Below are 25,272 nucleotides of genomic sequence, written 5' to 3' on the forward strand. Positions count from 1 at the left end.
GTCCTGCCCTCCGACGAGGCGGACGCCTTCGCCCTCCCCGGCCGCCCCGGCCTCGTGGTCGTCACCTCCGGCATGCTCCGTGCCCTCACCACCGATGAGCAGGCCGTCCTGCTCGCCCACGAACGCGCCCACCTCACCGGCCGCCACCACCTGCTGACCCTGGTCACCGACCTCGCCGCCTGCCTCCACCCGGCCGTACGAGGGCTCCGCGCACCGCTGGCGCTCCACACCGAACGCTGGGCCGACGAGGTCGCCGCCGCCACCGTGGGAGACCGCCGCCTCACCGCCCGGGCCATCGGGACGGCCGCACTCGCCACCGTCCCATCCGCCGTCCGCCCCGCCACCGCCTTCGCCGCCACCGCCGGACCCGTCCCCCTCCGCATGCGGGCCCTCCTCCAGCCCCCCGCCCCGCCCCCGGGCCTGGCCCGCCGGGCCGGGGCCGCACTGCTGCTCTGTCTCCTGGCCACCGCCACGGCCACCGCCGAGGCCACCCACGACCTCCACGAGAACATCGAGACCGCCCAGAGCACCTCGGCCCCCCGGGGCGCGCCTGACAGATGACCGTCCGGGCTCGACCGGCTCGCCGGAGGGGTCAGGCGGGGTGCTCTTCGGTGCTGTGGGAGTCGGTGAGGGTGAGCGCGCCGAACGCGGTGACCAGGCCGACGACGGCCGCCAGCACGGCGTAGGTGATCCGCTCGCCGTGGAAGAAGGAGCCGACGAGGGCGCTGTCCCAGGTCCCGGCGGGGAGCTGGGTGGTGACCAGGGCGGCGATCAGGGTGCCGACGACGGCGGTGCCGACGCTGCTGCCGACCTCCTGGGCGGTGTCGTTGAGGGCGGTGCCCATCGAGGTGCGGTTCTCGGGCATCTTGTCGACCAGGGCGATGGCGCAGATGGTCATGACGGTGCGCAGGCCGATGGTCATCACGACCATGCACACCGCGATGGCGGCGTAGCCGTGCGAGACGCCCCAGGCGAGGCCGGCCAGGGAGCCGGCCAGGCAGGCGGCGCCGACCAGGCAGGCGATGCGGTGGCCGTAGCGCTTGGCCAGCCATTCGGAGAGCGGGGTGGCGGCGAGCATGGTGACGATGATCGGCAGGTTGGCGAGGCCGGCTCTGACGGGGCTCCAGCCGTAGGCGTACTGGAAGTGCAGGATCAGGCCGAACATGACGGCGGCCATGGCGATGGCGGTGCCGATCTGGGCGATCGCGGCGCCGCGGACGGTCCCGTTGGTGAACAGTTTCAGGTCGAGCATGGGGGCGGCGGTACGGCGCTCGTGCCGGACGAACGCGAGGCCGGCGGCGAGGGCGCCGAGGATCGAGCCGATGGTGAGGGCGGAGGTCCAGCCGTGGTCGACGCCGCTGGTGAGCGAGTAGCAGGCGAGGCCGATGGTGGCGACGCTCAGCACGGCACCGGGCAGGTCGAGGCGGTCGCGGGTGAGGTCCTCGGGCCGGTCGGCGGGGACGCCCAGGCGCACGCCGATGGCGGCGATCAGGGCGATCGGGGCGTTGACGAGCAGCAGCCACTGCCACTTGACGTGGGCCAGGGCGGTGCCACCGAGCAGCGGGCCGAGGACGAAGCCGGACATGCCGACGACGATCATCACGGTCATCGCACGCATCCGCAGTGCCGCGTCGTCGAAGAGCCGGAAGACCAGGGAGTTGGTGATCGGGGCCATGGCGGCGGCGGCGACGCCGAGGCCGGCCCGCAGGGCGATCAGCTGCCCGGCGCCGGTGACGAGGGCTACGCACAGGCTGAGCAGGCCGAACACGGCGAGGCCGACCAGCAGGACGCGGCGGCGCCCGAGCCGGTCGGCCATCGATCCGGCGGTCAGCAGCAGGCCGCCGAAGGTCAGCGAGTACGCGCCGGTGACCCACTGCAGCGCGGTGGTGCCGCTGCCCAGGTCCCGGCCGATGGTGGGCAGCGCGATGGACAACAGCGTGTTGTCGACCATCTCGACGAAGAAGGCCAGGCAGAGCGCGGCCATCGGGATCCATGCCGCACGCAGCGACGGATAGGTGCGCGGCGCCGCTGCTGGGGCGGCGATGGTTTCGGTGCCGGTCATGGCGGCCTCCTCTCGGGACGGGTGTCGGGGTGGATGTCGGGGTGGGCTTCGCGGAGCGGCACTGCCGCCGTGGCGCTGCCACCCGTCTCCTCAGAGCCTGCGGGAGCGCGCCGACAGGCCGCTGTCATCCCACTGACAGCAGCCTGTCGGCAGCGGCAGCGGGCGGTCATCAGGGGTTCTCCGGGGTGTCCGACATCCGTTCGCCCACGGCGACCGGGTAACCGACCGCACGGCCCGGTACGACGTCCGGGACACCGGGCAGGTGATCGCGGTGGCGTTCCCGAGGGCGCCCGCGACCGGCACGGTCCGGCCACGCACGGGTGAACCGCCGCTCACGGGAACGGAGTTGACCATGTGACATGGTAGTGTCGGCGTCCCGTCGGCCGTGGTCCCGTTCCTGGAGTGACGATGCCCCTGCTTCCCGCGTGGCTGCGGAACCTGCTGCTCCCCGCGTACGAGCAGCGCGTCGTCCGCGGCCTCGAAGGACTCCCCCGCCCCAAGAACGTCGGCATCATGCTCGACGGGAACCGGCGCTGGGCCCGGGCGGCCGGTCACCACGACGTGGTCGAGGGCTACCGGGTCGGCGGCGCCAAGGTCGAGGAGTTCCTCACCTGGTGCGCGGACGCCGGCGTGGAGCACGTCACCCTCTTCATGCTCTCCGACGACAACCTGAACCGCCCCGCCGAGCAGCTCGTCCCGCTCCTCGGCATCATCCAGGACACCGTCTCCGGCCTCGCCCGCCCCGGCCGCCCCTGGCGGGTCCACCTGATCGGCGCCCTCGACCTCCTGCCCGGCGACATCGCGATCGCCATGAAGGAGTCCGCCGCGACCACCACCGACCGCGACGGCCTGCGGGTCGACGTCGCCGTCGGCTACGGCGGCCAGCGCGAGATCGTCGACGCCGTCCGCTCCGCGCTCCGCCGGCACATCGAGCTCGGCAAGGACCCCGCCGACCTCGCCGACACCCTCGACATCGAGCACATCAACGCCAACCTCTACTCCGACACCGCCCACCACATCGACCTGATCATCCGGACCTCCGGCGAACAGCGGCTCTCCGGCTTCCTCCTCTGGCAGTCCGCCTACGCCGAGATGTACTGGGTCGACGTCTACTGGCCCGCCTTCCGCCGCGTCGACCTCCTGCGCGCCCTGCGCTCCTTCGCCATGCGCGAACGCCGCTACGGACGCTAGTGCCGTGACCTCCCACATCGGCCACTGACGCACCGTCACCAAGCCTTGCCGCAACGGACACCCGGCGGTGGCCGCCGACCTCCGACAGTCCGGGTGGCCGTGATGCCCAGGCCGAGGTCCACCACCGGGGAGGCGTTCAGCGGCCGCCCGTCGAGGTGGGCGCCGAACGGCCTCACTCCGGCGTAAGAGCCGCGCGCCCCGGAGGTACCAGTACCAAGGCCGTCCCCACCGCGAACGCCGCCACCGCCCACACCGCCGGGGCACCGTCCCGGGCCAGCCCCGCGCCCGCCCACACCGTCAGCGCCCCCACCGCCCCGGCCAGCCCGGCCAGCCCGGCCAACAGCGGAACCGGCCGCCGCACCGGCGCGTTCGGAAGGACCGCGCCGCCCAGTCTCAGCAGCCCGCGCTCCAGCGGCCGCAGCGCCGCCAACAGCCCGAGCAGGATCACCGTGAGCACCACGATCCACACCGGCCGCCACGCCCACCAAGCGCCCGAGCCGACCGCGGGCTCGGGCGCCACGTGCGGCAGGTAGAACGCGGCCGCCGCCACCAGGACCGGCACCATGTGCCACAGGTACAAGGTCATCGACACCCGCCCGAGCGGCCGGACCAGCCGCCACAGCCACTCCGCCCGGAGCGCACGCTCCATCGCCGGCGCCGCCAGCAGGCACAGCGCGCACTGGGCGAGCACCCACGCGAGCATCGCGAGCGACGGCGGGTCGGTGTTGCTGACCTCCTCCGTGCTCACCAGGATCAGACTCACCGGGAACGGCCCGTACGCCACCAACGCCGCGAACGCCCCCGCCCCGCCCGCGCCCACCGCCACCAGCAGCGGCCGACGCGCCGTCAGCCGGCCGTCCTGCCAACCGAATCCGAGCTGGTACGCCACCGTCCACACCAGGACGTAGTCGGCCGCCCCGACCCAAGGGCTCCCACCCACCAGGTGGACCAGGCCCGCCACTGCGGCGAGCGTCGCGAGCGCGGCCACGGACCCGAGACCCCAGCGCCGGTACGCGGCGTACAGCCACGGCGTCAGCGCACTGATCACCAGGTACACCGGCAGGAACCAGAACTGCATCGCCAGCGCCCAACCGACCATCGCCAACAACCCGCGATCGGCCCCGGCCGCCCGCCCCGCCGCCAGGCCCGCCACCGCGACCGCCACGTACGCCGCCGTCGGCAGCAGCAGGCGCACGGCCCGCCCGCGCACCCACCCGGCCGCCCCGCCGCCACCGTCCCGGTGCCGGCGCCAGGATCCGGCCGCGGCGTGCCCGCCCGCCAGGAAGAACACCGGCATGATCTGGAAGACCAGTGTCAGCCACTGCGTCCACTCGACCGTGGCCAGCAACTCCGGCGCACCGATGGTGCCGTCCGGGTGTCGCACCAGTGCGGTGATCACCCAGTGCCCGAGCACCACCAACACGATCGCCACGCCCCGCAGGAAGTCCACGTACCTGACCCGGCCCACGCCACCCACTGTCCCCGCCCCCGCGTCCGCCCCGAACCGACCGGACCACTGTGGTCGTACCGCAACGGCCCGGTCCAGCGCCGCACGGTTGCGATTCGATCTCCCCTCCGACGGGCCACCACCCCGATGCGACAGCCGCGCGCGGCTGACGCCCGGTCAGTTCTGCTCGGCGCCGCTGTCGTCGTAGTCGCTCGTGCCGCCGTCCAGCAGCGGGGTCTCCCGCGGCTGCTTCATGTGGGCCGGCGCCAGCGCACGCAGCGCGTGATACCCCGTCAGCACGATGATCGTGCCCAGCGCGATCCCGGACAGCTCGAAGTCGTCGGTGAACTTCAACGTGACGTTCCCGATCCCGACGATCACCCCCGCCGCCACCGGCACCAGGTTCCGCAGACCGCGCAGCAGCCGAAGCCCTGTGCGACCGCTACACCGAACACCCCGGCACCACACCCAAACGCACCACCATCGACAACCGCCACCTCCCCCGCTACTCGGTGAGCGGCCACATGCAATGCCCCTACTGCCACGGAGGCATGCAACCCCTCCTCCGTGCGAAGAAGAAGCGCCGCCCACCCGTCAACGGCCGGCCCCACCCCCTCGATGTCACCTGACGCTGCCGCACCCAAGCCGAACTCGGCAACTGCCCCCAAGCCGGCTACGGCGACCTCGAACACATCGAAAAACACCTCCTCAACTGGCTCACGCAGCAAGCCAACACACCCGCACCTGAGCTTGCACCGCTTTGACGGACACCTGCGGTGTGGTGGTCAGGCCGCGAGGACGGTCTCGTACTCGGCGGGGCTGCGGTAGCCGAGGCTGCTGTGCAGCCTGCGTATGTTGTACCAGCTTTCGATCCACTCGAAGATCGCGGAGTGGGCCGCTGCCCGGCTGGGCCAGGTCCGGTGGTCGGTCAACTCCCGTTTGAGGGTGGCGAAGAAGGACTCGGCGAGCGCGTTGTCCCAGCACTGCCCGGTGCGACCCACGGACAGGCGGATGCCGAACTCGCCTGCCAAGCCAGCGAATTCGCTACTGGTGTACTGGCAGCCGCGATCGGAGTGGAAGATCACGTGGCCGGCGGGCCGACGCTGGTGGCAGGCGGCACGCAGGGCATCGGCGACGAGTTCGGTCCGCAGGTGGTCAGCGGTGGCCCAGCCGACCACGCGGCGGGAGGCGATGTCGATGACGGTGGCCAGGTAAAGCCAGCCCTCCTCGGTCGGGATGTAGGTGATGTCGCCGCACCAACGTGTGTCGGTGGCCCGCGGGTTGGGTTCGAAGTCCCGCAGGACCAGGTCGGGCCGGGCGGCGGCGTGCGGGTCGGGGACGGTGGTGCGCTGCCGCCGTCGACGGTGCGGCCCTGCCAGGCCGGCCTGGCGCATCAGGCGCGCGATGCGGCGCCGGCCGCACCGCTCACCCTCGCGCTGGAGTACGGCGTGGACGCGCGGGGCGCCGTAGCTGCCGCGCGAGTCCCCGTGGACCTCGGTGATCTTCTCGGTGAGTTCGGTGTCACGGACCTTGCGGGGGCCGAGAGTTGCGGTGCGGCGGGCGTAGAAGGCGGCTCGGGAGACCTTCAACAGCTCGCACGCCCGTTTGACGTTGCGGCCTGCCCGCTTCTCCGCCTCGATGAACGGGTGCACCGTCACCGGGTCTCCTTCGCGAAGAAAGCCGTTGTACGACGGAGAATGTCGACGTCCTCGCGCAGGCGCCGGTTCTCCCGCCGCAACCTCGCGAGTCCCTCGCGCTCGTCGCTGGTCAGGCCGTCGCGTTCGCCGGCGTCGGCCTGGGCCTGGTTAACCCAGGCCCGCACCGCGGTCTCGGTCAGGTCGAAGTCCTTCGCCACCTGGCCGACCGAGCGGTCGCCCTGCCGGCACAGCTCGACGATCTCGGCCTTGAACTCCGGCGTGAACGAGCGGCGAGGACGCGGCTTCTTCTTCCCCATGCTCCCCATGATGGACATCATCCCTCCGGGGGCCAAGGCCCCTGATCAGGGGTGTCCGTCAAAGCGGATCAAGCCCAGTCATCGGCCTGGCATGCCCCGGTGGCCTGGCCGACCTGACCGGCGCCGACCCTGCCGGGGAAGACTCCATCGCCCTGGACGGTAAGGCCGCCCGAGGCTCCCGGCACACCACCTCGCCCGCCGCCGTCTCGACGACCTGGAAGTACAACGCCCCGGACCCGTGGAATCCGGTGCACCCGCAGCGTCGTGCGACGGCTCGCCTCACCAGTATCGAGGACATTACGGGCGAACCACCGAGACAATCACCGAGCGCCAGTCACTGATGAATCGAGGGTCAAGATCTATGAGTTATTGTTCGGCAGTTCTCTGGGCATGCGGGCGCGGCCTTCTCGATCATGTGAGTGGAATCACATGATCATCGAGGGCCGCGCCCGCTGTCGTCCGAGTGCCCCCTGTCAAGCATCCGAGCACGCATCACGCCTGATGTCCAGGGTCAGTAGTGCTCTCCGGTCCATGGGTCGATTCCGGCGAGCAGAAACCTCTCCTCTTCCTGCCACTGAACGAACTTGTGGGGCTGACTGAGATTCAGATTCGCCAACCTACCCACCAGCTCGCCTCGACAAGAACGCACGATGTACTCGACCATTCCGCAGTCAAGAACCACAAACCCAAGTCCATGAAGATGGATAACCACAGGCCAGGCATCGCTGTCGCCTCCAGTTACCAACCATAGGTAGTCATTGCCGCCAGAATCACCGCCCCATTGAACGAGCCTGTCAATAGAGACTCCAGAATCCTGAAGTTCCGCCTGATCAAAGCGTCCGCCCCGGTAGGTTTTCGTCGCTTCCAGGACGCTGATGTACTGGGACGGCTCACCCGGAATTGCAGTCGGTCTTGCGATCCAGGTGAAGTCATTCATGCCACCGGCGCCGTACCTGGACATGAACTCCACATAGTCAGACGGGAGCCGGAATCCAAGCTCTTGCTCTGCGATCGGCACGGCGACTGAGTCCAGTGCGGCATCCGGACCGCCTCTTGTACTACCAGAGAGGATCCCATCAAGCGTTTCAAAATTAGACGATTTCATTTCCATCCAGAGTCACCCCATCGAGCCAACCGGAACAGGCAGGCCAGTATTCTGATCAATACCGCGGCCTACATTTTCCCACTGATTATTCCCCACGCTCCAGATGTCGTTGGGTATCAGCTCGGTCGGCAGATTAATTCCCGGCGTTCCGTCTCGATTTACCCCAACTGCAGTCATCTCGAACGCGATGGGAACAGTCCGCGAGCCTTCGTATTTCGGGTTCACAGTGTAACGGACAATCTGCCCTGCGTCGACGGCCACCTTTACGTCGCGCTCAAAGTCTGCCATGTTCCGCTTAAGGCCTGGGTCCCTCGGGTCGATCCTGTTTGCATTGGCAGCCCGCGAGCACGTCACCAAGTTATCCAAGTCGGTTCCGGAACCGCCGAGGCTTGCCCCCAGCAAGTGGCAATTATTGATCCAATTTCTCGGTAGGCCATTGCCGATGGCGAAATTAAATCGGCCAGCCCAGTTGTAGCCAGGCGGGCGGATCTCTTTGGTAGTCGAGGATCCCGGCTTCTCCGCTATCCACTCCTTGTCCAAGCAGGCGTTCACCGCAGTTGCGCGGTTGCCATTTGCGGCATCTCGTGTGCCGTAGTCAGTCCACCCCTTGCCATTCCTCCTGCAAGAGTTGTCTCTGTCATCCTCGCTGTCGCTTCCAGTGCCGGATCCGGGCCCCGCCTGAGCTGAGGTCTCCTCTGTCGGGGCGTACGCCGTCTGCTCTCCGTAGTTCTGGCTGATCAGCTCCGCCGTGTTGTAGACCGTGACGGCCAACTTGAGGATGTCGGCAACAAGGGGAGCCACCCAGTCAGGGCGCGGGGGCTCTTGGGGTTTGGGGTCGATCGGGCGGGGGGTGCGCTCCTTGTGCCTGGGATCGCTGGGCTTGTCGTCAGGCTTAGGCTTGGGCTTGCCTCCGGGGCGGGGAGGTTCGGGGATTGGCGGGGTGCCAGGCCCAGGAGGAAACCGGATGTCGGGTATAACGCCGAAATTGATCGTCGGAATCGTGATAACCCCACCCCGGAAGCGGATACCGTCGAAGGTCAAGGGCCGGTCAGCGAAGCCTCGGTAGAATTCCAAAGCGCGCTGAGTTGCCACGACTGCGGTCACTGCTCCCAGAGCGAGCGAAAACATGAGGCCGGCTGAGGCACTACCGGCGGACGCACTACCACCGCGCCCACCAAATCGCCCGGTTCCACCCACACCACGCTCGGGTCTGTCCAGTGAACGGTGTAACTCGGTTTGGGTTGAGTTAGCGGCGGCTGGCGGAGAGTCGGCCGTCGAAGGTGATCTCGAAGGCGTTGAGCGCGGCCTTCCAGCGGGTCATCCAGCGCTTGCGGCCGGCCCCGGTCGGGTCGAGGGACATGATCGCCATGTAGGCGCACTTCAACGCGGCCTGCTCGTTCGGGAAGTGCCCGCGCGAGCGGACCGCCTTGCGGATGCGGGCGTTGACGGACTCGATCGCGTTCGTGGTGCAGATGACCCGCCGGACCTCGATGTCGAAGCTGAGGAACGGCACGAACTCGGCCCAGGCGTTCTCCCAGAGCCGCACGATCGCCGGATACTTCCGCCCCCAGGCTTCGGTGAACTCCACGAACCGCTCCAGGGCGGCATCCTCTGTCGGCGCCGTGTAGACAGGCTTTAGCGCTTTGGAGATCTTGTCCCAGTCCTGGCGGGCCACGTAGCGGAACGAGGCCCGGATCAGGTGGACGACGCAGGTCTGGGTGACCGCCTGCGGCCAGACCGCGGCGATCGCGTCCGGCAGGCCCTTGAGGCCATCGCAGACCACCATGCAGACGTCCGTGACGCCGCGGTTCTTGATCTCGGTCAGGACGTGGAGCCAGTACTTCGCGCCCTCGCCGCCGTCGCCAGCCCACAGACCGAGGATCTCCCTCGTGCCCTCGACCGTGACCGCCAGCGCCACGTAGATCGGCCGGTTGGCGACCTGACCATCCCTCAGCTTCACGTGGACGCAGTCGATGAACACCACCGGATAGACCGCGTCCAGCGGCCGGTTCTGCCACTCGGCCATGCCCTCCATCACCTGGTCGGTGATGGTGGAGATGGTCTGCTTGGACACCTCCGCGCCATAGACCTCGGCCAGGTGCGCGGAGATCTCACCGTGCGTCAGACCGCGGGCCGACAGCGACAGCACCATCTCGTCGACCCCGGACAGCCGCCGCTGCCGCTTGCGGACCAACTGCGGCTCGAAGCTGCCGTCACGGTCCCGGGGCACCTCGATCCGAACCGGGCCGACCTCGGTCAGCACGGTCTTCGACCGGACGCCGTTGCGAGAGTTCCCGCTGCCGGCGCCCGCCGGATCGTGCTTCTCGTAGCCGAGGTGGTCCGTCATCTCACCTTCGAGGGCGGACTCCAGGAGCTTCTTCGTCAGCTGCTGGAGCAGCCCTCCGGCACCGGTGAGCTGCAGCCCGCTCGCGCGGGCCCGGTCGACCAACTGCCCGATCAAGTGGTCGTCCAGGGCATCCGGTTGCAACTCCACCGGCCGTACGGCCTCCACGGCCTCGGCCGAGACGGTCACATCTGTCATCAGGTGCTTCTCCTTGATCGGGAGTTACACCGTTCTTTTTACAGACCCCGGGACAACCCTTAGCCCAGAACCGGCAAGGGGAGAACATGGCAGTGAACGTGCGCAGTGCGGTTCGGCGGGCGTTGATCTACATCCGGGTGAGTACCGCGCGAGTGGAGATGATCAGTCCGGAGCTGCAGGAGTTCCAGTGCCGTGAGCTGGTGACGCGGGAGTCGATGCCACTGGTGCGGGAGCCGCTGGTGGACCTGGGCAAGTCGGGCCGGGCGTTCAGCGACCGGCAGATCGCGCAGATCATCGCCCTGGCCGAGGCCGGCGCGTTCGACGTCCTGGTGCTGTGGGTGTGGTCGCGGTTCGGCCGCAACACCCTCGAGTCACTGAAGAACCTCGAGCGGTTGACCGAGCTCGGCATCGAAGTCCGAGCGGCGAAGGAGGATTTCGATGGGCGCACCGTGATCGGGCGGTTCGCGATCCGGCAGATGCTCACACCACCACCAACGGACGAATCGTCACACCGGACACAGCTCACCAGCCCACGCCCACAAGATCCTGTTACGAGCTCTAATCGGCTTGCACTCCCCGTATCGGGCTCCCCATGTCGGCCGTGATGGACAGCCTGACCTGGCTGCATTCGGGCCCTTTCTCACCGTGGACGAGTCAGTCGTGGCACGGAAGCCAGGTGGCGCCGACCAGCATGCCGGCCCCACCTGCCCGTGCGGATCAGCGAGGGCCGGCGCTGTCGTCGTAGTCGCTCGTGCCGCCGTCCAGCAGCGGGGTCTCCCGCGGCTGCTTCATGTGGGCCGGCGCCAGCACCCGCAGCGCGTGATACCCCGTCAGCACGATGATCGTCCCCAACGCGATCCCGGACAGCTCGAAGTCGTCGGTGAACTTCAACGTCACGTTCCCGATCCCGACGATCACCCCCGCCGCCACCGGCACAAGGTTCAACGGATTGGTCAGGTCCACCCTGTTGTGGATCCAGATCTGCGCCCCCAACAGACCGATCATCCCGTACAGCACCACCGTGATACCGCCCAGCACCCCACCCGGGATCGCCGCGATCACCGCACCGAACTTCGGACACAACCCGAACAGGATCGCGAACCCCGCCGCACACCAATACGCAGCCGTCGAATACACCCGCGTCGCCGCCATCACCCCGATGTTCTCCGCGTACGTCGTCGTCGCCGGCCCGCCCACCGCCGTCGACAGCACCGTCGCCGCACCGTCCGCCATGATCGCCGTACCCATCCGGTCGTCCAGCGGATCCCCCGTCATCTCCGAGACCGCCTTCACGTGCCCCGCGTTCTCCGCGATCAACGCCACCACCACCGGCAGCGCCACCAGCACCGCCGACGTCGAGAAGCTCGGCGCGTGCAGCGACGGCAGCCCGATCCAGTCGGCCTTCCCCACCCCCGACAGGTCCAGCCGCCAGTGGTCCACCACCTGGCCCGCCCCGTTCGCCGAGTTGATCTGACCGAAGACCCGGTCGAACAGCCACGACACCGCGTACCCGAACACCAGCCCCAAGAAGATCGCGATCCGCGACCAGAACCCCCGCAACGCCACCAACGCCAACCCCGTGAACGCCATCACCAACAGCGCCGTCCACTGGTCCTGCGGCCAGTACGTCCCCGCCGCCACCGGCGCCAGGTTGAACCCGATCAGCATCACCACCGCACCCGTCACCACCGGCGGCAACACCGCATGGATCACCCGCGCCCCGAAGCCCTGCACCACCGCCCCACAGGCCGCCAGCACCGCGCCCACCACCAGCAGCGCACCCGTCAGCGTCGCCGCGTCCCCGCCCTGCGTCCTGATGACCGCCGCCACCCCCACGAACGACAGGCTCGACCCCAGATACGACGGAATCCGACCCTGCGTCACCAACAGGAAGAACACCGTCGCGACACCCGACACCATCACCGCGAGATTCGGATCCAGCCCCATGAGAATTGGGGCCACGAAAGTCGCCCCAAACATAGCCACCACGTGCTGCGCGCCAAGGCCGACCGTCCGCCCCCACGACAACCGCTCGTCCGGCCGCACCACCGCCCCGGGCCGAGGCGCCCGCCCGTCCCCGTGCAGCTTCCAGCCGAACCCCGCCATGTGCCTACTCCTCACCTGAGACCAACTCTGTTGACACCGTCAAATCACGACCTACGATCAGCATGGGTCTGATCATGCTTTGGCCGGATCAACGAAGGTGGCGCCGAACATCGCCACCACGTGCTGCGCGCCGAGCCCGACCGTCCGCCCCCACGACAACCGCTCGTCCGGCCGCACCACCGCCCCGGGCCGGGGGCTCCGCCCGTCCCCGTGCACCTTCCAGCCGAACCCCGCCATGCTCCCGCGCCTCCTCGACAACCTGCAGACAGATCAGAGGGTCAGCTGATCATGGCCAGCTCCCCACCGCCAAGCCCTCCGACGCGGACGGGTGAGGGCGAACTGACGCTCCGTGAGAGCGTCCCCGCATGCTCCGCCCACACGTCGGGGACCGGCTGCCCGGTCTGACCGGCCGGCTGACGGGGTGTCAACCACGGCGGGAGGCCGTCGCCCCCGCTCACCGGACGGGCTCGGACCGGCCGGAGGTGGCCCGGCCGGACGCCTCGTGCCTCCGGCCGGCGCGGGGACCGCGTCCCGTCGTGCCGAGCACCTCCGACGCCGCTGCGGGCGGCGGTGATCCTCATGGAGGCCACCGGCGGGCGTGCGCGCGGCCCGGCGCCGGCCGAGCGTCGGGGCATGGCCGAGCCACCGACGGATCCCCCTGCTCCAGCCTGCTCCGACGGGCCGCACCCGGCGGCCGGACGGTCCGGCCGGTGGGAGTTCGACGGCGTGTTGGACGGCCTGCGGGTCCTGGTCGCCGACCGGGATCCGCGGCGGGCCGAGGACATGGCCGCCGAGTCCGGGCGCCTGGGCAGCCGTCAGGTCGCGGTCGTCCACGACCATCCGGGCTTCGTGGCCGAGCTGGCCCGTGGCCACGGACGGGGCTCTCCCTGGGACGCCGCCGTCTGGGACGCGGGCCTGGTGCCCGGTCCGGGCTCGCCCGAGTGGGCCACCGAGCTGCTCGCCTGTTCCGCCCCCACCGGCACACCGCCGTGCCGGTCGTCGCGGACAGCATCGAGCCACCGGTGCCGATGGCCGCACTGCAGGCGGGAGCGGCGGACCCGCGCCGGCGCTCCCGCCCCGCCGGAGACCGTGGCGCTGGCCGTCCAGGTGGCGCAGCGGGGCCGCGCCGCCGAGCTGTTCACCACCTCGCACGACCAGGGCACGCCCCGGCTCCTGGTGATGGGCGCGCACCCGAACCACACGGTCCAGACCCGCGCGTTGCACGCCCACCTGCGCTGGCGCAATGCCAACGCCCGCCACCCCGACCTCCTGGCTGCCCAACGCAAGGAGCGCGCCCGAGTCCGCAGCGAGAAGAACCTGCGCTGGGGCGGGCGGGCCGCGGCCTGATCAGTCCCCGACGTTCAGCGTCGCGCACTCCTCGACGCCCAGACCGGCCAACACGCTCCGGAGCCGCTCCAAGGCCGCGCCCCGGTCCAGACTCGGCTCGATCTCCACGTCGAGATGGCAACGTCCCATTCCGCCGCCGGCTCCCGTGATCTCGCCATCGGCGCCGAACGCGGCCTTCAGCGCCTCCTCGACATCGTCCCGGTCGATCGGCAGACCCATGAAGACGATCTCAATGAACACCGCAGTCCTCCGTCCCAACCCGGCGAACCATACCGGTCAGAGCACTAGGGCCCCCAACAGGTGGCGCAGTTCCCGTTCTGGGTGCTGACGACGTTGCTGCGAGGCGCCGAGTTGCTCAGGGCCGAAGCCGCCGGGACTGTCAGGGCCAGGGTTGCGGTCAGCAGGGCCGCCACCAGGGCGACGCGCTTCAGTGGTGTGATCACGCCCGGCCAACGATCGCGCGCACCGCACCGTTCCCTGACGGGCCATCGGATATCAATGCTGCTGGCCCTGTTCACAGGTTTGAGCAGCGTTTGTTCACTACTCCGGGAGAGACCTGAGCTGGCTGGTGTTCGAGCGGCTTGGTGGCGAGGGCTTTGAAGAAGGTGAGGTGAAAGGTGCTGCCGGGGTCGGCGGCGCGGGCGAGGTCGTCGCCTCCGCGTTTCCATTGCCGAAGGGAGCCCAGGCCGGCGCTGACTGGCCCTGTTCGCCTTGCACGTACCGCGTCGGACAGGATCCCCCTGCGAGTCCGACGTCCCGCCAGGCCCCGCGCTGACCCCCTGCACACCCCGACAGCTACCCCAGTGCGCGCAGCAGGTCAGTGGGGCTTGCCGAACCTGACCACGGGCGGGTAGTTCCACCGCGTCCGGGTCGGACCGGGGATCGTAGGCGGCGAGGCCGGCCGACCATTGCTCAGCCGATCAGCTCGGTTGGTTGCCGAACGTGGGTCCCCCGGTCGGCCTCTCTTCCAGTGGCGAGATGGTGGTCGTTGAGACCTTCGCACGCGGCCGCACCATGTCGAAGCCCGCGAGATACGGGGCATCGACGAGGCCGAAGCAGATGTCGGGGTGGGCGTCCAGGTCGACTGCTCGTGCCACCTCCCAGGAGGGGTAGCCGAACACGTCGATGCCGTCCAGGACCACCGGCGCGGTGGCCGGTCCTGCCAAGGTGTCCCGGGGTCGTTCAAGCCTGATACCGAAGAGCCCGAGCTCGTCCTCGTCGTCGTGCCGGGAGAGAGCGTCTCCACTGACGCGCAGATACACCCCCCGGTAGCACGCGGCGAAGCACCATCCGGTGCCGCAGACCCAGGGGCCCGACCGGACGTCCGCCATGGTGGAGACCACCCACGCGGCCTCGGCCTCGGACATTCCGTAACAGAGCACGCCCGCCCGGTGGGGTAGCGCAAGGCCGACTCCGGGAAGAACCTCGAACATGGCTGCCATGATCGGCCCCGCGAGGCCCAAGCCACAATGGGAGCGGCCGAGTTGCAGCGGTCCCGGACCGCGGCCTGCCTCAGCCCACACACCGCGCACAGGTAGGCGTCGGCGCGCGTCGCCCACCGCCGCTCGCTGGCGTACCGCCCCTCTCATCACCCCGCCGTAGACCGCACGCTCGCCCTCCGCACTCCGTTTCGGTCAGCTAGCGCTGTGGGAGAGCCCTGCGGAGCATCGGCGACCGACGAGAAGCCGGCGAAGGGCCCCTCCTGCCCGTTGTCGGGCAAGGAGGGCGCGTGCCCCGGCGGCGCGGACCCGGCCCCATCAAGGAGACAGCCCCTAACGCCGCGCTCATCTCTGTGGCCGCCAACACCCCCGCCGTAAACGGCGGATGAGCGTCCGGGGCGCGACGTACGCGCAGGGTGGCCGCGGGGCAGCGCTGTGGTGGCCGTGTGCCCGGGCTCACAGCGGCCCGGATGTGACCGGGGCCACGAATCCGCCCCGCTGCGGGCCGCCCGGGGGCCGGAAAGTGACCGCGAATCAGCTCCCGGCGTGATCGATACCAGCGGTAATACCGCGCTGAGCTGGGACTTCTCCGAGACCCTTGGAGATCGCACCGGATCGCTCCTAGCTTCGAAACCAGTGCAACGAGCACTTCCCGGGTTCACCCCCGAGGCACGGCGCACCGGCTCACCCCGGCGCCGCAGGCCGGGGTGAGCGGGTCGGAGCCGGTACGCCAGACGCCTACCGGACCGACCGCGACGACCAAGTCGGACGGACCGGCCCCTCCCCGGGGCCCGGTTCCGCCTGCCTGCCCGGGGCGTCCGAGAGGATCCGCATGAGCACCCGTCACGCCGCCGAGTCCGCCGCCACCGCCCCCACCGTCACCAAGCGCACCAAGCGCGCCCGTCTCGGCATGGCCGCCCTGGCCGTCGCGGTGCTCCCGTTCGCCGGACTCGCCACGGCCACCTCGGCCTCGGCCGCCACCACCTCCACCTGGGACAAGGTCGCGCAGTGCGAGTCCAGTGGTGACTGGAGCGCCAACACCGGCAACGGCTTCTACGGCGGACTCCAGTTCACCCCGTCCACCTGGGCGGAGTTCGGCGGCACCCAGTACGCGCCCAGCGCCGACCAGGCCACCCGCGCCCAGCAGATCGACATCGCCGAGAACGTCCTCGCCGTCCAGGGCCCGGGCGCCTGGCCGGTGTGCAGCGGCGTGGCCGGGCTGACCTCGGGCGGCACCGCCGCGAACGTGGACACCAGCTCCTCCGCCACCACCGCCTCCGGCTCCTCCAGCACCTCCGCCGGCACCGGCAGCAGCTCCTCGAAGAGCAGCACCTCGTCCTCCACCGGCACTGCCTCCGACGGCAGCTACACCGTGCAGAGCGGCGACACCCTCGGCGGCATCGCCGCCGCCAACGGCACCAGCACCGAGGCCCTCTACGCCGCGAACGCCCAGGTCGTCGGCTCCGACCCGAACCTGATCTACCCGGGCCAGGTCCTCGCCGTCTGACCCTCCCTCAGGAGCGGCCCCGGCGTGCTCTCCGGCGCGGGCCCGGCCGACCGACGGCCGGGCCCGCGCCGCGCCGCGCCGAGCCACCGCTGACGGGTCGGTCAGAGCTTGGCGGAGAGGACGACCTTGCGCCTGCCGGGGTGCTTCGACCCGGCCAGGAGGAAGGCCGATTCCGCCTCCTCCACCCGCAGGTGACGGCTGATCAGCAGGCCGGGGAGCTCGGGCCGCTGCTGCGGGTACCCCTCCGCCAACGGCAGGTAGGTCGACCACGGCGGCTTCCAGGTCGTGGTCAGCGTGAGTCGGCGCTCGAAGAAGGTCCGGACCACCCGTCAGCCGCCCGCGGCTCGGACGTCGTCGCGACGCACGACCGGCGCCGAGCCGTTCAGCGCCGGGCGGCGGCTCCCGAAGCGGCCACGACCAGTGCACTGACGAGGGCGATGTCGCGGGCGACCGTGGCCACCTGCCAGGGCGGTGCACCCGGGCGACCGCCCAGCTGCGGCTGGGCCTCTTCCTCGGGGTCGACGGTGATGGTGACGGGGGTGCCGATCCCCGGCCGGTCCTTGGCCTCCGCCGACCAGAAGGCCCACCGCTCGCGCCGGTCGGGGCCGACCACGTCGTAGTAGGGGATCGGCCCCGGGTCGAGGCCCGCCCCGGTCCCGACCTCCCAGTGCCGGCCGACCGCACCGGTCAGGGTGACCCCCCGGTCGTGGAGCACCTGGCGGTCCCACCAGCACAGGCTCAGCAGCGTGAAGACCACACCTCCGAGCACGGCGACCACGCCGACCACCCGGATCAGGAGGACCACCACGTCGTGGGACTCCACCTCCCGGAGGCTCACGTAGACGCACCGCGCCAGACCGATCCAGAGCGCCACCGCGACCACGAACAGGACCGGCGGATTCCCACCGCTCCACCGGTCGGCCACCTTCAACACCCAGGCGCCACCCAGCACCAGACCGGTCACCGCGCCCAGGCTCAGCACGAAATGGCCCAGCACGCCCGACGCCCCACCCCGGGCCAAGGAATCCCCCACCATACGACCCACGGTCTCCACCACCCGACGGACGGTCAAGACCCGGAGCCCGAAACCCCCGCACGGGGTGACGCCTGACGTCGCTGTTCACAACTCCATTCCCAGGAAGCACACTTGACCCACCTTTAGGCGGGGCGGGAAGCCCGTCCGCCGACGGCAGTCGTCCGGCTCGACGGGGGCAGGTCGTTACGGCGCCGGCCGAAGCAGCTCGGCCACCGTGCGGCAGCTGCCGGCGAGGGTCTGCCGCAGGGCGCATGCCGAGAGACTGGTGACAGCGGCTCCGCTGGCCGGAAAGGGCTTGTGATTGACCGGAGTTGGACTACCTGACGGGGGTCGCGGTCTCCATCATTCTTGCGTGTCCACGCCAAGGAGTGCGTGGGACGGGGAGGAATCAGAGATGCGATTGACAGGACGCGCGAGGATCGCCGCCGCGGCGACGAGCCTGCTGCTGGCCGTGCCGGCCGGTCTGGCCGTCGGCGCGGGGACGGCTTCGGCGACCGCCTCGTGCGGTCAGGCCGGTGCGTACCGCGACGGCACCACGGTCACGATGACCGCCGGTGTCGCCGCCAACATGCGATCGGGTTCGAGCACCAGCTGTGCCGTCAAGGGCTGGGCCGACAACCAGGACACGCTCGTGTACTGGTGTTACACCCGCAACGACAGCGGCTCCACCTGGACCTACCTGTACAACTCGCACGACAGGACCTACGGCTGGGTCAGCGACTCGCTGCTCCCCAACGGGGGCGCCCACGCCACCTGCGGGTAGTGACGCCGTGACACCGGGCCGTCCGCCGCTCGCCGGCGGGCGGCCCTCCACGTGCGGGACCGTCCGGCCGGGCCGTCCGTTCGAGTGAATGTGAGCCCTCCTCACCGGACCCGACGGGCCCGCAGTCCGGGGCTGTCGGCCCGCTACCGGCTCACCGCCCGTGATCTCCGCCGCCCCGTGGCCGACGTACGGTCATGCCGCGATCGGCGCACGGACATTCGGCGCGGACATTCGGCTGCAGGAGGACATGTGAGCATCACCTTCGTCGTGGGGACCGGCCGGTGCGGGTCGACCATGCTCTCCCGTGCCCTCCAGGCCCACCCCGACGTGCTGAGCCTGAACGAGCTCTTCACCTCCCTCGCCTGCCGGGGCACCCTCGGCTTCGGCGGCCGGACGGTCGACGGCCGCGAGTTCTGGGAGGTCCTGGGCGGGCCCGTCCGCCCCCTCGACGCCATCGCGGCCTCCCCGTACCCCATGCCGGAACTGCTCTACCCGTACGGCAGCGGGCGCTTCCGGCCCGGGACAGGCGTGCCCACCGTCTCCCACATGACCCTGCCCGCCCTCACCACCGACCCCGACGCGCTGCACGACGAACTGGCCGCCGCCGTGCCCACCTGGCCGGCCCGCCCGCTGCCCGGGCAGTACCGCGTGCTCTTCGAGGAACTGCGGCAGCGCGAGAACGCATCGGTGGTGGTCGAGCGCTCGGGCGCCTCGCTCGCCTTCCTCCCCGCCCTGCGCGCCATGTTCCCCGAGGCCGGCTTCGTGCACCTCAGCCGTTCCGGGCCCGCCGTCGCGCTGTCGATGAGCCGTCACATCGGCTTCCGCACCCTCCTGCTGCGCACCGAGGCGATGACCCTGCTCGGCCTGAGCTCCCCCTTCGAGCTCGGCCCCGAGCACATCACGTCACTCCCCGGCCACCTCGCCCACCTCGCCGGTGACGTGGACTGCGAGCTCGTGATGCGCACCCCCGTCCCGCTGGCCGCGTTCGCCGGGTTCTGGTCCCGGCTCGTCGTCCAGGGCGTCGACGAGCTGGCCGACCTGCCCGCCGACCGGCGGATGGCCCTCTCCTACGAGGAGATCCTCGACGACCCGGAGCAGCACTTCGCCCGCCTGGCCGCGTTCGCCGGGGCCGAGGCCCACCCCGGCTGGCTGCGCGAGGCCGCCGCCTCCGTCCTGCGCACCGACCGCCCACCCGTCACCGACCCGGACACCCTGCGCGCCTGCGCCCCGGGCAACCAGGCCCTCGCCCGGCAGGCGGCCCTCTTCAGCGGGTCACCCGAACCCGCCGACCTGGTCCCCACCGGCGGCCCCTGACGGCCCGTCCGCTTCTCCCCGCCGTCGGCCGAGTCTCAGGCGGTCCCAGGAAAGTCACAGGAGTTCCCCACCAGGCAGCCGTGCACCGCACCTCCGACCGGTGGGAGGATCGGACGGGCCCGGTCCGGCAGCTGTGATGCCGGACCGGGCCCACCGTCCGGAGGGCCGGGGCTCAGGCCCCCGGCGAGCGGGTGTACCGGAGCACGCGGTAGCGCAGCCCCGTCACCGAGGTCCGCCAACCCTCGTCCGCGACGACCGACCAGGCGGGGTCCAGTTCGGGAGCGTGGGTGTCGCCCTGCACGCGCAGGTCGATCTCGGTCACCGAGAGGACCGTGGCGAGCGCGAGGGTGGCGCGGTAGAGCTCGCCGCCGCCGATCACCCAGGTCCCGATGTCGGCGGAGGAAGGGGAGGAATCGGCGGAAGCGGCGGAAGCAGAGGAAGGGGTCTCGGCCGCACTCGCCAGGGCCTCCGGGACGGACCCGGCACGCTCCGCACCCTCCGCACGCCACTGCGGATCGCGGGTGACGACGATGTTGCGCCGGCCCGGCAGCGGACGGAAGCGCGGGGGCAGCGCGTCCCAGGTCCGACGCCCCATCACCACCGGACGGCCGAGGGTGGTGGCCTTGAAGTGGGCCAGGTCCTCCGGGAGGTGCCAGGGCATCGCGTTGTCCCGGCCGATCACGCCGTCGACCGTCTGCGCCCAGATCAGCCCGACGCTCACACCGCCACCGGAGCCTTGATGGCGGGGTGGTGCCGGTAGTCGAGCAGCTCCACGTCGGAGAAGGCGTAGTCGAACAGGGAGTCCGCCCGGCGCAGCCGCAGGTGGGGGAACTCGTAGGCGGTGCGGGAGAGTTGTTCGGTGACCTGCTCGACGTGGTTGTCGTAGACGTGGCAGTCGCCGCCGGTCCAGATGAAGTCCCCCACGTCGAGGCCGACCTGCTGCGCGACCATGTGGGTGAGCAGGGCGTAGCTGGCGATGTTGAACGGGACGCCCAGGAACAGGTCGGCGCTGCGCTGGTACAGCTGGCAGGAGAGCTTCCCGTCGGCGACGTGGAACTGGAACAGCGCGTGGCACGGGGCGAGCGCCATCTTGTCCAGCTCGGCGACGTTCCACGCGGAGACGAGCATCCGGCGGGAGTCCGGGTCGGTGCGCAGGGTGTCGAGAACCTGGGTGATCTGGTCGATGTGCCGGCCGTCCGGGCTCGGCCAGGAGCGCCACTGCACGCCGTAGACCGGGCCGAGCTCGCCGTTCTCGTCCGCCCACTCGTCCCAGATGGTGACGCCGTTGCGGTGCAGCCAGTCGACGTTGGAATCGCCGCGCAGGAACCAGATCAGCTCGTTGACCACGGACCTCAGGTGCACCTTCTTGGTGGTGACCAGGGGGAAGCCTCGGGAAAGGTCGTAACGGAGCTGGTGCCCGAAGACGCTGCGCGTCCCGGTGCCCGTCCGGTCGGCCTTGGCCGTCCCGGTGGTGAGCACCAGCCGCAGGAGGTCTTCGTACTGGGTGTCTGCCATGCCCGCCGAGTTTACCGGCGCCCACCTGCGGCGATGACCACGGCCGCCGACCGGGTGACACCCGCGGGGGGCGGTACGGCGCCGCCACTGCGGGCACGGCGGAGGCGACGGACCGCAGGCCCCGGCCGCCGGGCGGGGGGATGCCTGCGGCGGCCGGGCCTGCGGTACGGGAACGTCCCCTCCGCCCGAGGGGGAACGGTGGACGGGACGTCACCCATGGATGCGTCTCACCCCGATCCCCCAGGTCAAACCTCACCGTCTCCGTCTCCGTCTCCGGCCCCGCCCCGCCCCGGGGACAACACCTCCCGGAGCGGGCGCCCAAGCCGTTACCACGCGGCGCCGGAGGAGGATCTGCGGCGCGCCGGTCCTCGCCGCCGGGCCGCCCGGCAGGGAGACTGAACGCGTGACCGAGACGCGCGAGACCCTCGACTACCAGTCCTTCGGCCGGGCGGTGCGCGAACTCGCGCAGATGGTCGCCGACGACGGCTACCGGCCCGACCTCATCCTCAGCATCGCCCGCGGCGGCGTCTTCGTGGCCGGCGGCCTGGCGTACGCGCTCGACTGCAAGAACATCCACCTGGTGAACGTCGAGTTCTACACGGGCGTGGGCACCACCCTCGACATGCCCGTCATGCTGGCGCCCGTCCCGCAGGCGATCGACTTCTCCCGGAAGAAGGTCCTGATCGCCGACGACGTCGCCGACACCGGCAAGACGCTGGAGCTGGTGCACAAGTTCTGCCTCAGCCACGTCGCCGAGGTCCGGTCCGCCGTCATCTACGAGAAGTCGCACTCCCTCGTGAAGTGCGAGTACGCCTGGAAGCGCACCGACGCCTGGATCAACTTCCCGTGGTCGACCGAACCGCCGGTCGTCCGGAACGAGGGCCAGGTGCTCGACGCCTGACCGCCCGTAACCCCCTGACCTGCGGAGACGGCCAGGCCCCCTGTTACTGTGCGCCCATGTCAACGATCAAGCAGTTCCAGGTGGCCTTCGACTGCGAGGACCCCCTGCGCCTCGCCGCCTTCTGGTGCGAGGTGCTGGGGTACGTCCTGCCGCCGGTCCCGGAGGACTTCGCCACGTGGGAGGAGTGCTTCGGCTCGCTGCCGCCCGAGGACACGGTCTACTTCGCGTGCGTCGATCCCTCGGGTGTGGCTCCGCGCCTGCTCTTCCAGCGTGTTCCCGAAGGCAAGGTCGTCAAGAACCGGATGCACCTCGACGTGCGGGCCGGCGTCGGGCTCGTGGGTGACGAGCGCCTGGCCACGCTCGAGGCCGAATGCGCGCGGCTGACGGCGCTCGGCGCGAAGCACGTGCTGACGCAGCGCGCCGACGGCGTCAACGAGTCGTGCATCACGATGCAGGACATCGAAGGCAACGAGTTCTGCCTCGCCTGACACGCTTCAGGCGATGGAGCCGGTGGTGCCGAAGGACCCGTTCTCGATGTGCCCGATGAAGCGTTGGGAGAAGGCGGCGTCGTTGCTCACGGTGATGGTGAAGTCGTACCAACTCCTGGCGTAGGTCTGCTGGTTGAAGAAGTCGGAGACGCTCCCGCCGGGCGGGACGCTGTAGGTCCAGCTGCCCGTGCGGTAGTTGTTGGAGGCGACGGTGAAGGTGACCGTGTCCGTGGGGTGGTCGTTCGAGAGCTGGAACCACAGGGCGATGGGGTCCATCTGCGGGGCGAAGTAGCTCTTGACTCTGGCGTAGCGGCCGGTGGGGGTGCCGGTGTCGCCCTTGAAGCGGCGCAGGAAGCGGTTGGGGCCGGTGACGGTGAGGTCGTACTTGCCGTTCCCGGAGCCGGCGCCGATGTTGAAGAAGTCGCTGGTGGTGGCGTTCGGCCCGACGGTGTACTGCCAGGGTCCGCCGGAGCGGTAGCCGTTGGCGTAGACGGCCAGGTGGGCGGCACCGGTGGCCTGGGCTCCCAGGTTGTCGAGGGCGATCCAGGCCTTCTGGGTGCCGCTCGCGGAGGTGCCCTCGTAGCGGTCGAGGTAGGCGTTGGTCTGGTACGGCAGCGGGCAGGCGGTCTTGTTGCCGGACTCCTGGACGGGGCGGGTGCCGTTGCCGGCGGGCGGGGTGGGGCGGCCGGCGGTGCTGCAGGCGGCTGCTGTCATCAGGGCGTGGCCGGCCGGGACGGGCCCGGGGAGTGCGGGCAGCGGCCCGAAGACGGGGTTGGCGAAGTCGAAGGCGGAGGTCAGGTCGCCGCAGACGGCGCGCCGCCAGGCGCTGATGTTGGGGCACTGGACGCCGGTGAGGCGCTCCAGGAAGCGCAGCACCGACGTGTGGTCGAAGACCTGGGAGTTGACGCGGCCGCCGCGGGTCCACGGTGAGGCGATGATCATCGGGACCCGGAAGCCGAGGCCCAGGGGGACGCCGTTGACGTGCTCGGTGGCGTCGTTCGCATCGGCGGCGACCGGCGGGGGCACGTGGTCGAAGAAGCCGTCGTTCTCGTCGTAGGTGAGGATGAAGACGGTGGAGTCGAGGACGGCCCGGTCGACGGCGAGGGTCTCCAGGACCCGCTTGGCGAAGGTGGACCCGACGCTCGGACTGGCCTCCGGGTGCTCGGAGTTGGCGTAGTCGGTGACGATCCAGGAGACCGTGGGCAGGGTCTTGCCGAGCACGTCGGCGCGCAGTCCGGCGATGAGGGCGTCCGCGACGTCCCCGCCGCTGTAGGGCACGCCGGCCACACCCTTGCTCCACAGGGCGGCGTTGCCGGTGCCGTCCTTGGCGGGGTCGGCGGTCATGAAGGGGGCGAAGTACTCGAGGGCGTTGTCGCCGTAGTTCCGGTCGGCGTTCCTGTCGTAGACCTGGTAGACCTTCCAGCTGATCCCGGCGTTCTCCAGGCCCTCGGCGTAGCTCTGCCAGTTCTGCTCCTTGCGGCGGAAGTCGCCGCCGTTGTAGCTGACCTGGTTGGCTCCAGGCAGGCCCGCGCCGATCGAGCCGGACCACAGGTAGTTGCGGTTGGGGCCGGTGCTGCTGATCACCGAGCAGTGGTAGGCGTCGCAGATGGTGTACGCGTCCGCGAGCGCGTAGTTGTAGGGCAGGTCGGCGCGGTTCATGTGACCCATCGTCAGACCCGTGCTGGACTTGGCCGCGTACCAGTTGTCCATGCGCCCGTTGTTCCAGGCGTTGTGCTGGTCGCTCCAGCCGTGGCCGCCGCCGTCGATGTGGCACTCCGACCCCTCCCAGCCGGCGGCGTGGGCGCTGAGCTGCCAGGGGAAGATGGAGCCGGTGCCGCGCGGCTGCTGGAAGACGGTGCGGTTCGACGGGCCGGTGGAGGTGCCGGGGAGGTCGATGACGGCGTGGTCGCCGAAGCCGCGGACGCCCTTGAGGGTGCCGAAGTAGTGGTCGAAGCTGCGGTTCTCCTGCATCAGGATCACCACGTGCTCGACCGGGGCCAGGCGCGGGTCCTTGGGCACGGTGCCACCCGCCGGGGTGGCGGCCAGGGCCTGACTGCCACTCAGGCCGAGTGGCAGTCCGACGGTTGCGGTGGCGGCCACGGCGGCGGCCGACAGCAGGAAGGCGCGGCGGGGCAGGGAGTTCGTCATGGGGCATCGGTCTCTCGAGAAGTGTGGGGGCACGGCTCGACGCGAAGGACTCGGGGGACAGGGTCTCCCTGACGCACAGCGATACAGCAGAGTGATCGATTCTGCTCCGTTGGCGCGCTGAAAATGCATCATTGCGCAGCAATCGAGCGGCGGGCAAGGGTGAGCGCCCATCGACTTCAAGGCGAGCGACTTGCACATTCCTGCTCGAAGATGCGCTAGATTGAGCATCATCGAGCACCAGGGCGGCGGGCAATCGTCGGCGGAAGCCCCTGATGAGCGCTCAACCGGCCTATCTGGACAAGGAGTTCGTGGTGAGCAACGAGAGCCTGGCCAACCTGCTCAAGGAGGAGCGTCGCTTCGCGCCGCCCGCGGAGCTGGCGGCCAACGCGAACGTCACCGCGGCCGCG

At 70.3% G+C, this 25,272-nt stretch carries 23 protein-coding genes and 3 pseudogenes; 9 read left to right on the forward strand and 17 right to left on the reverse strand.

The features are described from left to right. Positions 1-561: M56 family metallopeptidase (locus ACWEPF_RS35710; protein ID WP_452175864.1), on the forward strand; the 561-nt coding region annotated here is incomplete at its 5' end. A gap of 31 nt (positions 562-592) precedes the next feature. On the opposite strand, the gene ACWEPF_RS35715 is transcribed toward ACWEPF_RS35710, so the two are convergent. Further along, complete coding sequence (locus ACWEPF_RS35715) at positions 593-2,062, reverse strand: MFS transporter (protein WP_452175865.1); 1,470 nt, start codon at positions 2,060-2,062, stop codon at positions 593-595. Positions 2,063-2,470: 408 nt separating this feature from the next. On the opposite strand from ACWEPF_RS35715, the gene ACWEPF_RS35720 reads away from it, so the two are divergent. Further along, a complete protein-coding gene (locus tag ACWEPF_RS35720) occupies positions 2,471-3,253 on the forward strand; it encodes an isoprenyl transferase (protein WP_452175866.1) in 783 nt (260 codons plus the stop codon). Between the two features lie 172 nt (positions 3,254-3,425). On the opposite strand, the gene ACWEPF_RS35725 is transcribed toward ACWEPF_RS35720, so the two are convergent. The 7 genes and pseudogenes from ACWEPF_RS35725 to ACWEPF_RS35755 all read right to left on the reverse strand — a co-directional run bounded on the left by ACWEPF_RS35725 (position 3,426) and on the right by ACWEPF_RS35755 (position 10,301). Next, positions 3,426-4,721: an acyltransferase family protein gene (locus tag ACWEPF_RS35725; protein ID WP_452175867.1), complete on the reverse strand. Its 1,296-nt coding sequence runs from the start codon at positions 4,719-4,721 to the stop codon at positions 3,426-3,428. 156 nt (positions 4,722-4,877) lie between these two features. Continuing rightward, positions 4,878-5,120: pseudogene (locus ACWEPF_RS35730) on the reverse strand (nitrate reductase); the annotation flags it as partial. Between the two features lie 365 nt (positions 5,121-5,485). Next, positions 5,486-6,358, reverse strand: a complete 873-nt coding sequence (locus tag ACWEPF_RS35735; protein ID WP_452175868.1) for an IS3 family transposase — start codon at positions 6,356-6,358, stop codon at positions 5,486-5,488. Next, positions 6,355-6,654, reverse strand: coding sequence for a transposase (locus ACWEPF_RS35740; protein ID WP_452175869.1), 300 nt, complete (start codon positions 6,652-6,654; stop codon positions 6,355-6,357). The genes ACWEPF_RS35735 and ACWEPF_RS35740 overlap by 4 nt, the downstream gene beginning before the upstream one ends. Before the next feature lie 511 nt (positions 6,655-7,165). Further along, the gene (locus ACWEPF_RS35745) at positions 7,166-7,765 is read right to left on the reverse strand and encodes an SMI1/KNR4 family protein (RefSeq protein WP_452175870.1); all 600 of its coding nucleotides are present in this window, start codon (positions 7,763-7,765) and stop codon (positions 7,166-7,168) included. A 6-nt stretch (positions 7,766-7,771) separates the two neighbouring features. Further along, a complete protein-coding gene (locus ACWEPF_RS35750; protein WP_452175871.1) occupies positions 7,772-8,800 on the reverse strand; it encodes a DNA/RNA non-specific endonuclease in 1,029 nt (342 codons plus the stop codon). A 205-nt stretch (positions 8,801-9,005) separates the two neighbouring features. After that, positions 9,006-10,301, reverse strand: coding sequence for an IS256 family transposase (locus tag ACWEPF_RS35755; RefSeq protein ID WP_452175872.1), 1,296 nt, complete (start codon positions 10,299-10,301; stop codon positions 9,006-9,008). A gap of 86 nt (positions 10,302-10,387) precedes the next feature. Here ACWEPF_RS35755 and ACWEPF_RS35760 point away from each other — a divergent pair, with 86 nt between their 5' ends. Next, complete coding sequence (locus ACWEPF_RS35760) at positions 10,388-10,906, forward strand: recombinase family protein (protein ID WP_452175873.1); 519 nt, start codon at positions 10,388-10,390, stop codon at positions 10,904-10,906. A gap of 112 nt (positions 10,907-11,018) precedes the next feature. Here ACWEPF_RS35760 and ACWEPF_RS35765 read toward each other — a convergent pair whose 3' ends face one another. Beyond that, positions 11,019-12,407, reverse strand: coding sequence for a uracil-xanthine permease family protein (locus ACWEPF_RS35765; RefSeq protein WP_452175874.1), 1,389 nt, complete (start codon positions 12,405-12,407; stop codon positions 11,019-11,021). Positions 12,408-12,491: 84 nt separating this feature from the next. Beyond that, positions 12,492-12,644: pseudogene (locus ACWEPF_RS35770) on the reverse strand (nitrate reductase); the annotation flags it as partial. 951 nt (positions 12,645-13,595) lie between these two features. On the opposite strand from ACWEPF_RS35770, the pseudogene ACWEPF_RS35775 reads away from it, so the two are divergent. Beyond that, positions 13,596-13,754: pseudogene (locus tag ACWEPF_RS35775) on the forward strand (IS630 family transposase); the annotation flags it as partial. On the opposite strand, the gene ACWEPF_RS35780 reads toward ACWEPF_RS35775, so the two are convergent. Together ACWEPF_RS35780 and ACWEPF_RS35785 are read right to left on the reverse strand one after the other, a co-directional pair. After that, positions 13,755-13,994 carry a hypothetical protein gene (locus tag ACWEPF_RS35780; RefSeq protein ID WP_452175875.1) on the reverse strand — a complete coding sequence of 80 codons (240 nt, stop codon included), beginning with the start codon at positions 13,992-13,994 and terminating at the stop codon, positions 13,755-13,757. It abuts the pseudogene before it with no gap. Between the two features lie 680 nt (positions 13,995-14,674). Then, the gene (locus ACWEPF_RS35785; protein ID WP_452175876.1) at positions 14,675-15,196 is read right to left on the reverse strand and encodes a hypothetical protein; all 522 of its coding nucleotides are present in this window, start codon (positions 15,194-15,196) and stop codon (positions 14,675-14,677) included. Between the two features lie 829 nt (positions 15,197-16,025). On the opposite strand from ACWEPF_RS35785, the gene ACWEPF_RS35790 reads away from it, so the two are divergent. Next, positions 16,026-16,700, forward strand: a complete 675-nt coding sequence (locus tag ACWEPF_RS35790) for a LysM peptidoglycan-binding domain-containing protein (RefSeq protein ID WP_452175877.1) — start codon at positions 16,026-16,028, stop codon at positions 16,698-16,700. 101 nt (positions 16,701-16,801) lie between these two features. Here ACWEPF_RS35790 and ACWEPF_RS35795 read toward each other — a convergent pair whose 3' ends face one another. Both ACWEPF_RS35795 and ACWEPF_RS35800 read right to left on the reverse strand, forming a co-directional pair. Beyond that, positions 16,802-17,026 carry a hypothetical protein gene (locus ACWEPF_RS35795; protein ID WP_452175878.1) on the reverse strand — a complete coding sequence of 75 codons (225 nt, stop codon included), beginning with the start codon at positions 17,024-17,026 and terminating at the stop codon, positions 16,802-16,804. A gap of 56 nt (positions 17,027-17,082) precedes the next feature. After that, entirely contained in the window at positions 17,083-17,697 is a 615-nt protein-coding gene (locus ACWEPF_RS35800) for a hypothetical protein (RefSeq protein WP_452175879.1), read from the reverse strand. A gap of 433 nt (positions 17,698-18,130) precedes the next feature. Here ACWEPF_RS35800 and ACWEPF_RS35805 point away from each other — a divergent pair, with 433 nt between their 5' ends. Then, positions 18,131-18,499, forward strand: a complete 369-nt coding sequence (locus ACWEPF_RS35805) for an SH3 domain-containing protein (RefSeq protein WP_452175880.1) — start codon at positions 18,131-18,133, stop codon at positions 18,497-18,499. 249 nt (positions 18,500-18,748) lie between these two features. Beyond that, entirely contained in the window at positions 18,749-19,813 is a 1,065-nt protein-coding gene (locus ACWEPF_RS35810) for a sulfotransferase (RefSeq protein WP_452175881.1), read from the forward strand. 172 nt (positions 19,814-19,985) lie between these two features. Here the strand turns inward: ACWEPF_RS35810 and ACWEPF_RS35815 are convergent, their stop codons facing one another. Together ACWEPF_RS35815 and ACWEPF_RS35820 are read right to left on the reverse strand one after the other, a co-directional pair. Then, positions 19,986-20,534 carry a dihydrofolate reductase gene (locus ACWEPF_RS35815; protein ID WP_452175882.1) on the reverse strand — a complete coding sequence of 183 codons (549 nt, stop codon included), beginning with the start codon at positions 20,532-20,534 and terminating at the stop codon, positions 19,986-19,988. Then, positions 20,531-21,328, reverse strand: coding sequence for a thymidylate synthase (locus tag ACWEPF_RS35820; protein ID WP_452175883.1), 798 nt, complete (start codon positions 21,326-21,328; stop codon positions 20,531-20,533). Before ACWEPF_RS35820 ends, ACWEPF_RS35815 begins: the two co-directional genes overlap by 4 nt. A gap of 403 nt (positions 21,329-21,731) precedes the next feature. On the opposite strand from ACWEPF_RS35820, the gene ACWEPF_RS35825 reads away from it, so the two are divergent. Together ACWEPF_RS35825 and ACWEPF_RS35830 are read left to right on the forward strand one after the other, a co-directional pair. After that, complete coding sequence (locus ACWEPF_RS35825) at positions 21,732-22,229, forward strand: phosphoribosyltransferase (RefSeq protein WP_345288342.1); 498 nt, start codon at positions 21,732-21,734, stop codon at positions 22,227-22,229. 56 nt (positions 22,230-22,285) lie between these two features. Continuing rightward, positions 22,286-22,717 carry a VOC family protein gene (locus ACWEPF_RS35830; RefSeq protein ID WP_452175884.1) on the forward strand — a complete coding sequence of 144 codons (432 nt, stop codon included), beginning with the start codon at positions 22,286-22,288 and terminating at the stop codon, positions 22,715-22,717. 6 nt (positions 22,718-22,723) lie between these two features. Here ACWEPF_RS35830 and ACWEPF_RS35835 read toward each other — a convergent pair whose 3' ends face one another. Then, positions 22,724-24,865: a phosphocholine-specific phospholipase C gene (locus ACWEPF_RS35835; protein ID WP_452175885.1), complete on the reverse strand. Its 2,142-nt coding sequence runs from the start codon at positions 24,863-24,865 to the stop codon at positions 22,724-22,726. Between the last annotated feature and the right edge of the window lie 407 nt (positions 24,866-25,272).

The organism is Kitasatospora sp. NPDC004289, assembly GCF_053602875.1.